Source organism: Sphingomonas sp. (assembly GCF_017744835.1).
Taxonomy (GTDB): Bacteria; Pseudomonadota; Alphaproteobacteria; order Sphingomonadales; family Sphingomonadaceae; genus Sphingomonas.
The window spans coordinates 249,046-262,612 of sequence record NZ_JAGIAM010000001.1; the positions used below are offsets into that span (position 1 = coordinate 249,046).

The window sequence follows — 13,567 nt, forward strand, 5'->3', positions numbered from 1 at the left end:
CTGTGGATAACTAGCGCCTTCGCTTGCGCGCGCGACTCCCTGCCTCCTATACCCTTGCCATGTCAGAAGACCTGTTTGCCGCCCCCGGCGTACCCTCCGGCACCTATGACGCCTCGTCGATCGAAGTCCTGGAAGGGCTCGAGCCGGTCCGGCGGCGCCCCGGCATGTACATCGGCGGCACCGACGAGCGCGCGCTCCACCACCTCGCTGCCGAGATCCTCGACAATGCGATGGACGAAGCGGTGGCGGGGCATGCCAATCGAATCGAGATCCAGCTCGAGGTCGGCAACCGGCTGACGATCGTCGACAACGGGCGCGGCATGCCGATCGACCCGCACCCGAAGTTCCCCGACAAGTCGGCGCTCGAAGTGATCCTCTCGATGCTCCACTCGGGCGGCAAGTTCAGCGGCAAGGCCTATGCGACCTCGGGCGGCCTGCACGGCGTCGGCATCTCGGTGGTCAATGCGCTGTCGTGCGACACGGTGGTCGAAGTCGCGCGCGACCGGCAGCTCTATCGCCAGCGCTTCAGCAAGGGGCAGACGCTCGGGCCGCTCGAACATCTCGGCGGCACGCCCAACCGGCGCGGCACTTCGGTCGCCTTCACGCCCGACCCCGAGATCTTCGGGCCCGAACTGCACTTCAAGCCGGCGCGGCTCTACAAGCTAGCGCGGTCTAAGGCCTATCTGTTCGCCGGAGTCGAGATCCGCTGGAAGTGCGATCCCGAGCTGATCGCCGACAATGAGATTCCCGCCGAGGCGGTGTTCCAGTTCCCCGGCGGCCTCGCCGACCACCTCAAGGAGCAGCTCGGCACGCGCGAATGCGCCACCGCCGAATTCTTCTCGGGCGCGCAGGACTTCCCCGGCGAGGACCAGGGCCGCGTCGAATGGGCGGTGGCCTGGCCGCTGTGGAGCGACGGCAGCTACAGCTGGTACTGCAACACCATCCCGACGCCCGACGGCGGCACGCACGAGCAGGGCCTGCGCCAGGCGCTCACCCGCGGCATGCGCGCGTTCGGCGAACTGGTCGGGCAGAAGAAGGCCAAGGACCTGACCGCGGACGACGTGATGGTCGGATCCGAGCTGATGCTCTCGGTCTTCATCCGCGAGCCGCAGTTCCAGAGCCAGACCAAGGACCGGCTGACCTCGCCCGAGGCGACCGCGCTGGTCGAGCGCGCGGTGCGCGACCATTTCGACCATTTCCTCTCGGACCATATGGACCGCGGCAAGGCGCTGCTCGGCTATGTGCTCGAGCGGATGGAGGATCGCCTGCGCCGCAAGCAGGAGCGCGAGGTCAAGCGCAAGACCGCGACCTCCGGCCGCAAGCTTCGCCTGCCGGGCAAGCTCACCGACTGCGCGGCGGACAGCCCCGAGGGAACCGAGCTGTTCATCGTCGAGGGCGATTCGGCCGGCGGCTCGGCCAAGCAGGCGCGCGACCGCAAGACCCAGGCGATCCTGCCGATCCGCGGCAAGATCCTGAACGTCGCCAGCGCCACCTCGGCCAAGATCCTGGCGAACCAGGAAATCGCCGACCTGATCCAGGCGCTCGGCTGCGGCACCCGCAAGGACTGCGTTCCCGATAATCTGCGCTACGAGCGCGTGATCATCATGACCGACGCCGATGTCGACGGCGCGCACATCGCGACGCTGCTGATGACCTTCTTCTTCCAGGAGATGCCGGACCTGGTGCGCCGCGGGCACCTCTACCTCGCCCAGCCGCCGCTCTATCGCCTGACGGTGGGCAGCAAGAGCCTCTACGCCCGCGACGACGCGCACCGGCTCGAGATCGAGGCGACGGCGTTCAAGGGCAAGAAGGTCGAGGTCAGCCGGTTCAAGGGGCTGGGCGAGATGAACCCCAACCAGCTCAAGGAAACGACGATGGACCCGGCGACGCGCGGGCTGCTGCGAGTCACGCTCCCCCAGGAGTATGAAGAGCGGGCCAATGTGAAGGACCTGGTCGACCGGCTGATGGGCAACAATCCCGCCCACCGCTTCGCGTTCATTCAGGAAAATGCGGCGCGGCTCGACGAAGAAGTCATCGACGCCTGATCGTCTAATCTTGCGGAAGGGCCCGCATTCTGATCCACTCCGAATCGTAACTTCGGAGACGGAAGATGCGCGGAATGTTGCTGCTACCGGCACTATTCTTGGCACTCCCTGCCAGCGCACAAGATCGGGATGAAAAGAGCGCGACGATCGTCGTGACCGGGGCGTCTCTCGCCGATAGCGAAGCGCGTCTTGCCGCCTGTCTTGCCCGGAAGTGCCCGCCCAAGGAGGACATCGAGGCATCGCTTGCCCATGCCGAGAACCAGTTCATCGCCGGGGACTATGGAGGCGCGCGGCGCACCCTCGGCAAATCCCGCGGCCGCAACAATCGATACGCCAAGCTGCTACCGATAGAGGTCTCGGACCTCAACCGAGCCCATGGCCGATTGAGCAATCTGGACGGACGCCCCGATCAGAGCCGGCTCCTTCAAATTGAGGCATTGGACGCGCTCAAGGCGGGGCTCGACGATAACGACACCCGCGTGTTCATGCAGCAGCTGATGGTCGGCGACGAGTTTGCGCGTGTCGGACGACTGCGGGCAGCCGAGGAGGTCTATCGCAGGGTAGCAAAGCGGGCTCGCAAGGCCGGCCATCTGCATGTTGTCGGTTACGCGATGCTTCGCGAGGCGGTCATGTTCGGCGCCATTGCGAGCGTGCAACCGGACTATCGCAGCGCTGCCAAGCGCAAGATTACCAATATCGAGCGGACGATCGAACCGGAGCTGGCCGGCTTCCGCGATGCGGCCAAGCTCCTGCGCGCCTCGCTCGCCGCATATGAGAATGACTCGGACGCCCTCGAAAAGGCGATCGCCGCGATCCCCCCGCGAGAATCCGGAAGGCCCGTCCTCATCTATGCGCCGCCCGTTCGGCTCGAGAAGATCGTCGCGAACTCCGAGGAAATTCTTCCCCCACAGCAAGACGATCCGCAGTGGGTCGATGTACGGTTCCAGATCGCTGCGGACGGTCGGGTCCAAGACGCCGAGGTTTTGCGGGATTCCGGAAATATCGAGAGAGACTGGCCGAAGCTGGCCTTGGAATCCGTGTCGCGGCGGCGCTACGCGCCACTGGTGGCACAAGGAACGACCCGAATAGAGCGCTTCTCCTATGTACATGACCTTATGACAAGAACCGGCAGCCGCATTACGGGGCGCGCGAACAACGGCCGCCTCACCTCACTCGACATTACCGATGACGCGCCGCGGAATTGAGATCGCCGCAGCTCTGCCCGCGGCAGTGCTCAGCCTGTTGCCGTGCGCAACGCCTGCCGCCGCTCAGGCGACTACGGCGCCATCGACGATCGCGCCGGCGCCCGAGTTCGAGGCACGGGCGCGCGAGCTCGTCGCGCTGCTCGGCGGCAAGGGGGATTATGCCGCGCTCTTCACGCCGACCTTCATCGCGCAGGTGCCGAAGGCGCAATTCGACGCGATCACCGCGCAATTGCTGGCGGCCAACGGGCCGGTGGTCGGGATCGAGCGCCATCACATGGCCTCGCCCTATCGCGGCCAGCTCGACCTGCGCCTGCGCGATGCGCTGATCGCAGTGCAGCTCGCGGTCGATCCCGCCCCGCCGCATCAGATCGCGGGATTGCTGATCCAGGGCGCGATCGCATCCGAGAAGAGCCTCGACGAAGTTGCCGCCGCGCTTCGCGGGCTGCACGGCGCGACCGGTTTCGTGCTGGCGAAGCTCGGCGCCGGCGCGCCCGAGATGCTGCTCCGGCACAATTCCGACCAGGCCTTCGCGGTCGGATCGGCGTTCAAGCTGGCGATCCTGGCCGAGCTTGTCCGCGCGACCAATGCCGGCGAGCGCAAATGGACCGACCTGGTCACGCTCGACGGCACCCAGCTCCCCGGCGGCGCCTATGTGGCGAGTCCCAAGGGCACGCAGATCAGCCTGCGCGAGCTGGCAGGCAAGATGATCTCGGTGAGCGACAACAGCGCCACCGACATCCTGCTGCGCGCACTGGGCCGCGAGAAGGTGGAGGCGATGCTGCCGGTGCTCGGCGTGCACGATCCGACGCGCAATCGTCCGTTCCTCGGCACGCTCGAGGCGTTCAAGCTCAAATATCTCGACCATGGCAGCTATGCCCGGCGCTATCTGGCGCTCGACGAGGCCGGGCGCCGCGCGATGCTGGCGGGCGAGCTGGCGCGCATCCCGCTCGTGGCCGTGCCGCCCCCGCCGCCCGGCGGGCCGCAGCCCGCGATGATCGGCGACATCGAATGGTTCCTGAGCCCTGCCGATCTGGTGCGCGTGATGGACTGGCTACGTCGCAACACCGAAGGCCCCGCGGGTGGCGAGGCAAGGGCGATCCTCTCGACCAACCCCGGCATCGGCATGGCCGCGAGCAAGTGGCAATGGGTGGGCTACAAGGGCGGATCGGAGCCGGGGGTGATCAACATGACCCTGCTGCTCCAGAGCAAGGCCGGCGACTGGTATGTGCTCGCGGCGAGCTGGAACGACACCCAGCGGGCAATCGAGGACGGCCGTTTCGCCTCGCTGATCACCCGCGCCGCGGAGCTTGCCGCGGGACGATAAGGCGACCGCTACTCGTCCTCCGCCATGCGCAGCGCGTGATAGCGCGCGCGGGTGGCGATGGCGGTGAGCGTCAGCATCGCGCCGATCCCGAGCACGACTGCCGCCGCCCAGAGCGGCAGCCACACCAGCCCGCGCCGCACCAGCAGCACCAGCAACGCTCCCGCAGCCGCGACGAGTATGCCGACGAGCCGCAGGCGCGGCACCACGCCCGCCAGCTCGCGGCCATAGGCGGCGCGCTGCTGGGGATCCTTGAGGTTCGGCCTGGCCATGCGGCTCAGCCCGCGAGCGCGTCGACCAGCGCCTTGACCTTCTTCTGCCGCCACTGCGGCAGCGGGGCGACCATCCAATAGCCGAGCTTCGAGCCCTTGGGCTCGCCCACGACCTTCACACGGCCCGCCGCGATGTCGCCGCGTGCGAGCAGCTCGGGCACGGTGGCACGGCCCAGCCCCTCGGCAGCGGCATCGAGCGCGAGCCCGGCATCGGCGACGCGGACCAGCGACGCGGCATCCTCGGCGCGGCAGCCGGTCCAGGCGATCGGCGTGTCGGCGCCGCCGCCCGGCCGCTCGACCGTGACCATGCCATCGCTCTCGATCGCCTCGCCCTCATGCTCGCCTGGCCCCTCGCCCCAGCGGATCGCCAGGTCGAGATTGGCTTCGGTGAAGTCGATCGCCTCGTCGGCGGGAACCAGCATGAAGCGCAGCTCGCCGTCGGCGCGCGCGATCTCGGCGAGGCGCGGCATCAGCCATTTGGCGGTGAGGTCGCGCGGCGCGGCGATGGTCAGCGACTTGGACGATTGCCCGGCCTGCATCGCGCGGACCGATTCCTCGAACTGGAGGAAACCAGCGCGCAGCGCCGCGAGCCCGGCCTCGGCCTCGGGCGTCAGCTCCAGCCCCTTGGTGGTGCGGCGGAAGAGGACGACGCCGAGCGTATCCTCGAGCGCGCGGATCTGCTGGCCGACCGCCGCCGGCGTCACCGCCAGCTCGTCGGCCGCGCGCGTGAAGGACAAGTGTCGTGCCGCCGCGTCGAGCACGCGCAGGCCGTTGAGAGGTAGATGCGTGCGCTTCACTGTTCCCCCGTCACCGCAGGCGCGATCAGCGCGAACTTGGGGATGGCGACGTCGAACGCCGCGCCGTCCTCGGCGATCATATGGTAGCTCCCCTGCATCGAGCCGGTGGGCGTCGAGAGCGGGCAGCCCGAGACATAGTCGAAGCTCGCGCCCGGCTCGATCATCGGCTGCTCGCCGACCACGCCCTCGCCCTCCACCGAATGGCGCGCACCGCGGCCGTCGGTGATGATCCAATGGCGCGTGAGCAGCTGCACCATCACCGGCGATTCATTCTCGATGCGGATATGATAGGCCCAGAACCACCGGCCGCGCTGCGGCTCGGACTGTTCGGGCAGATAGGAAACCGAGACGCGCACCACGATGCCGCGAGTTTCGGCTTCGTCGGTGAACAGTCCCTTCATGATCACAGGCCGATTCTCCGCAGCGCCTGGTCGAGATCGGCGATCACGTCGTCGGCATCCTCGAGCCCGACGTTGAGCCGCAGCATCCCCTCGGTCACGCCCATCCCCAGCCGCGTCTCCTCGCTCACGCCCGCATGGGTGGTGGACGCGGGGTGCGTCATCAGCGAGCGCGAGTCGCCGATGTTGTTCGAGATGTCGATCAGCTCGAGCGCGTCGAGCAGCCCGTGCGCCTGGGCGCGGCCGCCCTCGACTTCGAACGAGAAGATCGGCCCCGCCGCCTTCATCTGGCGCATCGCGAGCTCGTGCTGCGGATGGCTGGGCAGCGCGGGGAAGTTCACCCGCGCCACGCGCTTCTCGAGGAAGGCGCCGACCTTGAGCGCATTCTCGCTCTGGCGGTGGATGCGCAGGTCGAGCGTCTCCATCCCCTTGAGCACCACCCAGGCGTTGAACGCGCTCAGCGTCGGCCCGGTGTTGCGCGTGAAGGGCAGCAACGTGTTGTCGATGAAGTCCCTGGTCCCGCACACCGCGCCGGCGAGCACGCGGCCCTGACCGTCCATCATCTTGGTGGCGGAATAGGCGACCACGTCGGCGCCGAAGTCCATCGGGCGCTGGAGCGCGGCGGTGGCGAAGGCGTTGTCGACCGCGGTCAGGATGCCGTGCTCGCGCGCGATCGCCGTGACCGCAGCGATGTCGACCACGTCCATCGTCGGATTGGCCGGCGTCTCGAAGAAGAACAGCTTGGTATTCGGCCGCACCGCGTCGCGGAACTGCTGCGGGTCGCGCGCATCCACGGTGGTCGCCTCGATCCCGAAGCGCGGCAGCAGCGTGTCGGTGAGCCAGCGCACCGATCCGAACGCCGCGCGGCCGGCGACGACGTGGTCGCCCTGGCTCAGCGTGCTCAGCATCACCGCGGTCATCGCCGCCATGCCGGTCGCCATGGTACGGCAGGCCTCGGCGCCTTCGAGCAAGGCGATGCGCTGCTCGAGCATCTCCACGGTCGGGTTCTGCAGGCGCGAATAGGTCATCCCCACCTGCTCGCCCGCGAACCGCGCGGCGGCGTCGCCGGCAGTGTCATAGGCATAGCCCGAGCTGAGGAAGATCGCTTCGCTGGTCTCGCCCCATTCGGAGCGCGCGGTACCACCGCGCACCGCCTGGGTAGCGGGCTTCCAGTTGCGAGTGACGTTGGGGTCCTGTCCGGTGCGACGTTTCATAGCGAAACTGCTTTGCAGGGGTGGGCGCCCTTACGTCAACCAAGTCCGGCATGACGTGGGCGAAATGATCGTTTATCGGAAAGCCATGCTCGATCGCCTCAAGGCCCTCCGCACCCGCCCCTATCTCGTCGCGCTGCTGGTGGGAATCGCCGCCCAGCTGCTCTTCACGATCCATCTGGACCAGCCCAGCCGGATCATGTTCGACGAGGTCCATTACGTCCCTGCGGCGCAGGCGCTGCTCGACCTTTCGGCACCGCGCAACATCGAGCATCCGCTCGTCGCCAAGCAGCTGATCGCGGCGGGCATGGCGATCTTCGGCGACAATCCCTTCGGCTGGCGCGCCTTTCCGACGCTGGCGGGCACTGCGACCGTGCTCGGCGTCTTCGCCTTGCTGTGGCTGCTGATGGGCGGCCGGATGCGCCCGGCTCTGGTCGGCGCTGCGCTCGCCATGCTCAACCAGACGATCTTCGTCCAGGCGCGCACGGCAATGCTCGACATCTTCCTGGGTGCCTTCCTGATCTGGGCGATGGTGCTGATGCTGTGGGCGGCGCACGGCTCGCCACGCCAGGTGCTGTGGCGGTGGATCGGCGCGAGCGTGCTGCTGGGACTTGCGGTGGGCACCAAATGGGCGGCGGTGCCCTATGTCGCGCTCGCCGGGCTCGCCTTCCTCGTCATCCGCATTGGCGACGCGCGGCGGGCGAAGAAGCCGCTGTCCTTTGCGCTGGCGGGCAAGGACCAGCCGCACTGGCCGGGCCTCGCCACCATTCCGGCGCTGCTGCTGATGGGCGCGGTGAGCATCGTCACTTATTTCCTGACCTTCTGGCCCGCCTTCTTCTACGCGGTCGGCCCGATCGACCTGCCCGGCCTGTTCCGCCTCCAGGGCGAGATGTACGCAGCGCAGACGCAGGTACTCGCGCGGCACACCTACCAGTCCGACTGGTGGAGCTGGCCGCTGATGATCCGGCCGATTTGGTATTTCTACGAATGGGACAATGGCGCGCAGCGCGGCGTGCTGCTGATCGGTAATCCCGTGATCATGTGGGCAGGGCTGGTCGGCGTGCTCGCCTGCTTCTGGGCCTGGTTCCGCACCAAAGCGATCCGCCCGCTGGCGATGGCGCTGCTGTGGACGGCATCGGTCGCCATCTACATCGTCATCCCCAAGTCACTGGGCTTCTATTATTACTATCACCTCTCGGGGATCTTCCTGTGCGCGGTGCTGGCGGTGGCGTTCGATCACTTCGACCGCGGGCGCAACAAGGGGTGGGAGGAATGGTTCATCGCGCTAGCGCTGGTGGCGTTCGTCTATTTCTACCCGATCCTCGCCGCATCGCCGCTGCAGGACCCGCAGGGCTTCACGCATTGGATGTGGTTCGACAGCTGGCGGTGAAGCAGTCCGCTATTTGTAGCGGCCCCAGGTGAAGCGCGAGGACAAAGCGAAGTTCCACACTGCCGCCACGACGATCCCCGCCATCGCCGAGACGCGCCAGTCGCCCTGGCGCGCGTCGTGGAGGAAGGCGGCGACGCCGACATTCGCCACCGCGCCTACCGAGCAGACGACGCAGAAGCTCACCCAGCCGTCGAGCAGCTGGCGCCAGCCCTTCAGCCGCCGCTCGCGATAAGTGAGCGCGTTGTTGAGGAAGAAGTTGAAGGTCATCGCCACCAGAGTCGCGACGATCGTCGCGCTGACGAAGGCCATGCTGCCCAGGCGGAAGAGCAGTGCGAGCACCGCGAAATGCACGCCTGCGCCCAGCGCGCCGATCGCCGAGAACATCGCGAAGCGCACCGGCACGACCTTGCCGAACATGCGATCGTAGAGCGCGATCAGATATTCCATCGCGACGACGTGATCGAGCTTGCTCTCGCCCTCGGTCCGCAGCCGGAAGACATAGGGCAGCTCGGCAAAGACCAGCGGGCGCTGTGCCGCGGTCATGATGTCGAGCAGGATCTTGAAGCCGATCGCCGAGAGCCGCGGCACGAGGCTGCGCACGATCTCGGTGCGGATCATGAAGAAGCCGCTCATCGGATCGCTGAGCTCGGCCTTGAGCACGTGGCGGGCGAGCCGGGTGGCGAAGGCGGATTTGGCGACGCGGTCGCGGTCCCAGTCCCCGGTGCCGCCGCCCTCGACGAAGCGCGAGCCGACCACCAGGTCGAGCTTTGGATCGGCCTCGAGCGCGGTCATCATCTTGGGGAGCAGCGTCTCGTCGTGCTGCAGGTCGCCGTCGATCACGGCGACCAGCGGCGCGGCGGTGGCGCACATACCCTCGATGCAGGCCGAGGAAAGCCCGCGCCGACCGATCCGCTGGATCACCCTTACCCGGAAGTCGACCCGCGCCAGCTCGCGCGCCGCCTGCGCGGTGCCGTCGGGGCTGTCGTCGTCGACGAAGATCGCTTCCCAGTTGCGGCCCCGGAGCGCCTGATCGAGCTTCGCCACGAGCACGGGCACATTGCCGCGCTCGTTGAAGGTCGGGATGACGACCGCTAGCTCGAGCAGGCCGGGGTTCACCGAAGCTCCCGCAGCACCGCGTCGCCCATCTCGTCGGTGGACAGGCTGCCGCCCAGGTCGGCGGTGCGCGCGCCGTTGGCCAGGGCCGTCGCGACGGCGTGCTCCACGCGCCGCGCCGCTTCCTCGTTCTCGAGCGAATGGCGCAGCAGCATCGCCGCCGAGAGGATCGCGGCGCAGGGGTTGGCCTTACCCTGGCCGGCGATGTCGGGCGCGCTGCCGTGGATCGGCTCGTACATGCCGTTGTCGCCGCTCCAGGCGCGGAGCGACGCCGAGGGCAGCAGCCCGATCGAACCCGCGCACATGCTCGCCTGGTCGGAGAGGATGTCGCCGAACAGATTGCCCGTCACGATCACGTCGAATTCCTTCGGCGCGCGGACGAGCTGCATCGCGGCATTGTCGACGTACATGTGCGTCAGGTGCACGTCGGGATATTCGGTGGCGACGTCGTTGACCACGTCGCGCCACAGCTGCGAGGTCTCGAGCACATTGGCCTTATCGACCGAGCAGAGCTTGTGCTTGCGCCGCCGCGCCATCTCGAAGCCGACGCGGACGATGCGCTCGACCTCGGCCTCGTTGTAGCTCATCAGGTCGAAGCCCTGGCGCAGCCCCTCGACGTTGGTGCGCCGGCCCTTCTCGCCGAAATAGACGTCGCCGGTCAGCTCGCGGACGATGACGATGTCGAGGCCCTGCACCACTTCGGGCTTGAGCGAGGAGGCGCCTTCCATGCCAGGGAGAAGCGTCGCGGGGCGGATGTTTGCGAACAGCCCCAGCTCGCGACGGATACCGAGCAGCGCCGCTTCGGGGCGCAGCCGCCGCTCGAGCGCGTCGAAACGCGGATCGCCGATCGCGCCGAACAGCACCGCGTTGGCGCGCTTGGCCAGCGCCAGCGTCGGCTCGGGAAGCGGGCGGCCATGCGCGAGATAGCCCGCGCCGCCGACGGGGGCTTCCTCGAACTGGAGGTCGAGGCCGAGCGCTTCGAGCACACGCCGCGCCTGGGTGGTTACTTCGGGCCCGATCCCGTCACCGGGCAGAACTGCGATCAGCGGCATTGAAGCTCCTTGTTTGCTCCGCCTTTGCCGCCCCGGCGCGAATCACGCAACTGCCCGCTTGAGGCGATCGACCAGGCGGGCACGCGCCGCGAGCAGCTCGGCCCCCTTGCCGATCAGCAAGTCGCGCTCGAGGAAATGCGCAGTGAGCCGCAACCCGCCGAGGATATCGTCCCATTCGGCCGGCCCACCCTCGGTGAGGAATCGCGGCAGGGGCAGCAGCCGCGCCTCATAGCCCGCGGCGCCCGCGCGGCTGACCGCGATGCCGCTCTTGGGGCTGACGAAGGCAAGATCCTCGCTGCTTCCGGTCGCGGCGCAGCGTTCGAGGTCGAGCCCGAAGCCCAGCTCGGCGAGCAGCAGCAGCTCGTAGCGGACCAGCGCCACCGCCCAGCCGCGCGCCGCGGGGGCTGCCTCGATCGCGGCGAGCAGCCCGTCGAGCGCGGCGTGGAGATGCGGATAGGGCTGGGCGTCGGGCAAGGTCGCGGCGGTGAGCGCGGTCGCCCATTGCAGCGCCGCGGCGGGCAGCGGCTCGCCGAACAGGGGCGCGCGGCTGTGGATCAGCTCGACCGTCAGCGCCGCCAGCTGCTCCTCGGTTCGCGAGCGCCATTCGCCGAGCACTAGGTTCGACGGCTGGAGCACCGGCCGGAGCTGCCGCCCGTGCCCGCCGCGGACATAGCCCGGCTGCACGCCGTCGCTCTCGGTCAGCGCCCGCACCACCGCGCCGTGCTCGCCGTGCGGACGGGCCGAGAGGATGATGGCTTCGGCGCGCAGGTGCATGGGGCAGATCAGCCCCGCCGCAGCTTCTTCGCCCACCCGCCCAGCCCGGCGCCCTGCACTGCGCGCTTGGCCTCGGCCACCAGGCGGTTGAAGCCGGCAAGCGCCGCCATGGTCACGCGGTTGGCGAGGCTGGGACGGAGCAGCAGCAGGTCGACGCACGCCACGCCGCCGCTCGCGAGCTGGCGCTTGTGCTGCCCCTCGCCCTCGGTGAAGTCGAAATGCGCGAACCGACCCTCGTCGAACAGCTCCTGCAGCGCCTGGAGCTGGAGCACCGCGCCGGGCGACCAGTCGTCGAAGGCAGGATCGTGCCCGACATAGGCATAGAGCAGGGTGTCACCCTCGGCCGGGCAATAGAGATACGCCGCCGGCTCGCCAGCTATGTAGAGCAGCCACGCCCGCACGCCGCCGGCGGAGGCGAGCGTCAGCATTTCGGCGATGAACTCGGGCGTGTCGGGCAGGCCCGAGCCCAGCAGCCGTTCCTGATAGGTGCGCAGCGAGATGCGCCGGGCAACGTCGTGGAAGGTCTCGAGCTCGGCCGGAGTGCGAAAGGCACGCACGTCGAGCTCGCCGCCGCATTCGGCTGCGATCTTGCGCGCCTTGCGCCGCAGCCCCTGCCGGGCGCTCGACGAGAGGCCGGCGAACCATGCCTCGAAGCCGGTTGTGAAATCGATGTAGTGCCGCGTGTAGCGCTGGCGAACGAAGGGCAGCATGCCGCCCGAGGCCTTGATCGCGTCGGCCACCAGGGGCTCGGGCAGCGACGTGATCGAATAGCCGTGCGCCTCGCGCGCGAGCGGCGGAAGCTCGGGAAGCGCGCCGCTGCGCGCATCGGCCAGGCTCAGCGGCACGCGCTGGAGCGAGCGCTGCACCGCCACCAGTGTGCGCGCGCCCACCTCGAACTTGAGCGCGGTCGGCCGCGCGGCTTCGGCCTTCACTTCGGCGAGCGCATTCATGCCGCGCGCTCCTCGACGAGGTTCGACCAGAGCTGCGCCGCCTGGCGCAGGCGCGTGCGGATCAGGCTCGGCCCCAGCGGCCGATCCTCCTGCCCCAGCGGCAAGCGCGGGTGCTCGGCGAAATGCGTCGTCACCAGTGCCTCCCGGCGTTCATCCAGCATTGCGCACAGCGCCTCGAACCTTCCGACATGCACCGCGTTTGGCCGCGTGCCCGCCCGGTTGGCAAGCTCGAAGCCGTGGCTGACGATCGTCACCGCCGAATGGCCCCGGCGCGCGGCATGGTCGAGCGCGGCGCGCATCTCGGCGGCCGAGAGCGCGCAGATCTGGAAATGGCGCAGATGGCCGGGCCGATCCTCGATCAGCGTCACCGGCACTTCGATCACGCCGCGATGCGCCACCGGGGCGATCTGGCGCGGATCGAGCCCGATCGCGCTCGGCCAAGGGTGCTCCGATCCATTGTGGCTCGAATCATAGACGAAGCCGAGCTCGGCCAGCGCCGCGAGCGTGTCGTCGCTCGCCGAATAGGAGCCGGCGCGGAAGGCGATCGGCTCGGGCGCGCCCGCGGCGACCAGCATGTCCGCCGCGCCGCCGATCAGCTCGACCTGCTCGGCGAGAGCATAGTCGATCAGCTCGAAGGCGGCGTGCGCGGCGCCGCCGTCGGCGGCCTTGGCGCCGGTCCAGTTGGCGTGGAGGTGGAGCTGGACTTCCTGCCCTGCCTCCAGGATCGCGCCCACCACGCGCTTGATCGGATCGAGGCCGTAGACGAGCGCCGGCATCGGATCGACGAAGAAGCACGCCTTGAGCCCGTGGCGCGCGAGCATCGCAAGCTGCCAGCCCACGCCGACGCCCGCGGGCTCGAACGAGCGCTGCGCAATCTCGGCCGCGTCGAGCCCGGCGGCGTGGTGCCGCCACATCAGCTCGGTATCGACAGTCAGGAAAACGCGCGTCGCCATGCCGGGGTTCTAGCACGGCGCAGTGAAGAAACTACGAAGCAGGAGGCGGGCCCAAAAATAGGAATTCCGGGGCCTGGCTTCCCACT

The 13,567-nt window shown here is 68.5% G+C and carries 13 protein-coding genes; 4 read left to right on the plus strand and 9 right to left on the minus strand.

Annotation, left to right across the window (positions count from 1 at the left end; all coding sequences use genetic code 11):
* The first annotated feature begins 59 nt into the window (after positions 1-59).
* The 3 genes from parE to J7500_RS01155 all read left to right on the plus strand — a co-directional run bounded on the left by parE (position 60) and on the right by J7500_RS01155 (position 4,574).
* Positions 60-2,045 (plus strand): DNA topoisomerase IV subunit B, encoded by a 1,986-nt coding sequence (gene parE / locus J7500_RS01145; RefSeq protein WP_294059254.1) that lies wholly within the window; start codon positions 60-62, stop codon positions 2,043-2,045.
* 74 nt (positions 2,046-2,119) lie between these two features.
* Entirely contained in the window at positions 2,120-3,250 is a 1,131-nt protein-coding gene (locus J7500_RS01150) for a hypothetical protein (protein ID WP_294059256.1), read from the plus strand.
* Positions 3,231-4,574, plus strand: coding sequence for a serine hydrolase (locus J7500_RS01155; RefSeq protein ID WP_294059258.1), 1,344 nt, complete (start codon positions 3,231-3,233; stop codon positions 4,572-4,574). The genes J7500_RS01150 and J7500_RS01155 overlap by 20 nt, the downstream gene beginning before the upstream one ends.
* Before the next feature lie 8 nt (positions 4,575-4,582).
* On the opposite strand, the gene J7500_RS01160 is transcribed toward J7500_RS01155, so the two are convergent.
* The 4 genes from J7500_RS01160 to J7500_RS01175 are packed head-to-tail and all read right to left on the minus strand — an operon-like array spanning position 4,583 to position 7,252.
* Positions 4,583-4,843 carry a hypothetical protein gene (locus J7500_RS01160; RefSeq protein WP_294059260.1) on the minus strand — a complete coding sequence of 87 codons (261 nt, stop codon included), beginning with the start codon at positions 4,841-4,843 and terminating at the stop codon, positions 4,583-4,585.
* Between the two features lie 5 nt (positions 4,844-4,848).
* The gene (locus J7500_RS01165; RefSeq protein WP_294059262.1) at positions 4,849-5,640 is read right to left on the minus strand and encodes a LysR family transcriptional regulator; all 792 of its coding nucleotides are present in this window, start codon (positions 5,638-5,640) and stop codon (positions 4,849-4,851) included.
* Entirely contained in the window at positions 5,637-6,041 is a 405-nt protein-coding gene (gene apaG, locus J7500_RS01170; RefSeq protein ID WP_294059264.1) for a Co2+/Mg2+ efflux protein ApaG, read from the minus strand. The genes J7500_RS01165 and apaG overlap by 4 nt, the downstream gene beginning before the upstream one ends.
* 2 nt (positions 6,042-6,043) lie before the next feature.
* Entirely contained in the window at positions 6,044-7,252 is a 1,209-nt protein-coding gene (locus J7500_RS01175) for an aminotransferase class V-fold PLP-dependent enzyme (protein ID WP_294059267.1), read from the minus strand.
* Positions 7,253-7,337: 85 nt separating this feature from the next.
* Here J7500_RS01175 and J7500_RS01180 point away from each other — a divergent pair, with 85 nt between their 5' ends.
* Positions 7,338-8,639 carry a glycosyltransferase family 39 protein gene (locus J7500_RS01180; RefSeq protein WP_294059270.1) on the plus strand — a complete coding sequence of 434 codons (1,302 nt, stop codon included), beginning with the start codon at positions 7,338-7,340 and terminating at the stop codon, positions 8,637-8,639.
* 9 nt (positions 8,640-8,648) lie between these two features.
* Here J7500_RS01180 and J7500_RS01185 read toward each other — a convergent pair whose 3' ends face one another.
* The 5 genes from J7500_RS01185 to J7500_RS01205 are packed head-to-tail and all read right to left on the minus strand — an operon-like array spanning position 8,649 to position 13,481.
* On the minus strand, positions 8,649-9,755 hold the full coding sequence (locus J7500_RS01185; RefSeq protein WP_294059271.1) for a glycosyltransferase family 2 protein: 1,107 nt from the start codon (positions 9,753-9,755) through the stop codon (positions 8,649-8,651).
* A complete protein-coding gene (leuB, locus tag J7500_RS01190) occupies positions 9,752-10,804 on the minus strand; it encodes a 3-isopropylmalate dehydrogenase (RefSeq protein WP_294059273.1) in 1,053 nt (350 codons plus the stop codon). The genes J7500_RS01185 and leuB overlap by 4 nt, the downstream gene beginning before the upstream one ends.
* A 42-nt stretch (positions 10,805-10,846) precedes the next feature.
* A complete protein-coding gene (gene recO / locus J7500_RS01195; protein ID WP_294060652.1) occupies positions 10,847-11,578 on the minus strand; it encodes a DNA repair protein RecO in 732 nt (243 codons plus the stop codon).
* An 8-nt stretch (positions 11,579-11,586) separates the two neighbouring features.
* Positions 11,587-12,528: a GNAT family N-acetyltransferase gene (locus J7500_RS01200; protein WP_294059275.1), complete on the minus strand. Its 942-nt coding sequence runs from the start codon at positions 12,526-12,528 to the stop codon at positions 11,587-11,589.
* Positions 12,525-13,481 (minus strand): polysaccharide deacetylase, encoded by a 957-nt coding sequence (locus J7500_RS01205; RefSeq protein ID WP_294059276.1) that lies wholly within the window; start codon positions 13,479-13,481, stop codon positions 12,525-12,527. Before J7500_RS01205 ends, J7500_RS01200 begins: the two co-directional genes overlap by 4 nt.
* Positions 13,482-13,567: the final 86 nt, after the last annotated feature.

Excerpts from the sequence above, each read along its gene's own strand:
- J7500_RS01180 (WP_294059270.1), top strand. The coding sequence starts at position 7,338 with ATGCTCGATCGCCTCAAGGCCCTCCGCACCCGCCCCTATCTCGTCGCG.
- J7500_RS01150 (WP_294059256.1), top strand. The coding sequence starts at position 2,120 with ATGTTGCTGCTACCGGCACTATTCTTGGCACTCCCTGCCAGCGCACAA.
- J7500_RS01200 (WP_294059275.1), bottom strand. The coding sequence starts at position 12,528 with ATGAATGCGCTCGCCGAAGTGAAGGCCGAAGCCGCGCGGCCGACCGCG.
- recO (WP_294060652.1), bottom strand. The coding sequence starts at position 11,578 with ATGCACCTGCGCGCCGAAGCCATCATCCTCTCGGCCCGTCCGCACGGC.
- parE (WP_294059254.1), top strand. The coding sequence starts at position 60 with ATGTCAGAAGACCTGTTTGCCGCCCCCGGCGTACCCTCCGGCACCTAT.
- J7500_RS01155 (WP_294059258.1), top strand. The coding sequence starts at position 3,231 with ATGACGCGCCGCGGAATTGAGATCGCCGCAGCTCTGCCCGCGGCAGTG.
- J7500_RS01160 (WP_294059260.1), bottom strand. The coding sequence starts at position 4,843 with ATGGCCAGGCCGAACCTCAAGGATCCCCAGCAGCGCGCCGCCTATGGC.
- J7500_RS01175 (WP_294059267.1), bottom strand. The coding sequence starts at position 7,252 with ATGAAACGTCGCACCGGACAGGACCCCAACGTCACTCGCAACTGGAAG.
- J7500_RS01205 (WP_294059276.1), bottom strand. The coding sequence starts at position 13,481 with ATGGCGACGCGCGTTTTCCTGACTGTCGATACCGAGCTGATGTGGCGG.
- leuB (WP_294059273.1), bottom strand. The coding sequence starts at position 10,804 with ATGCCGCTGATCGCAGTTCTGCCCGGTGACGGGATCGGGCCCGAAGTA.
- apaG (WP_294059264.1), bottom strand. The coding sequence starts at position 6,041 with ATGAAGGGACTGTTCACCGACGAAGCCGAAACTCGCGGCATCGTGGTG.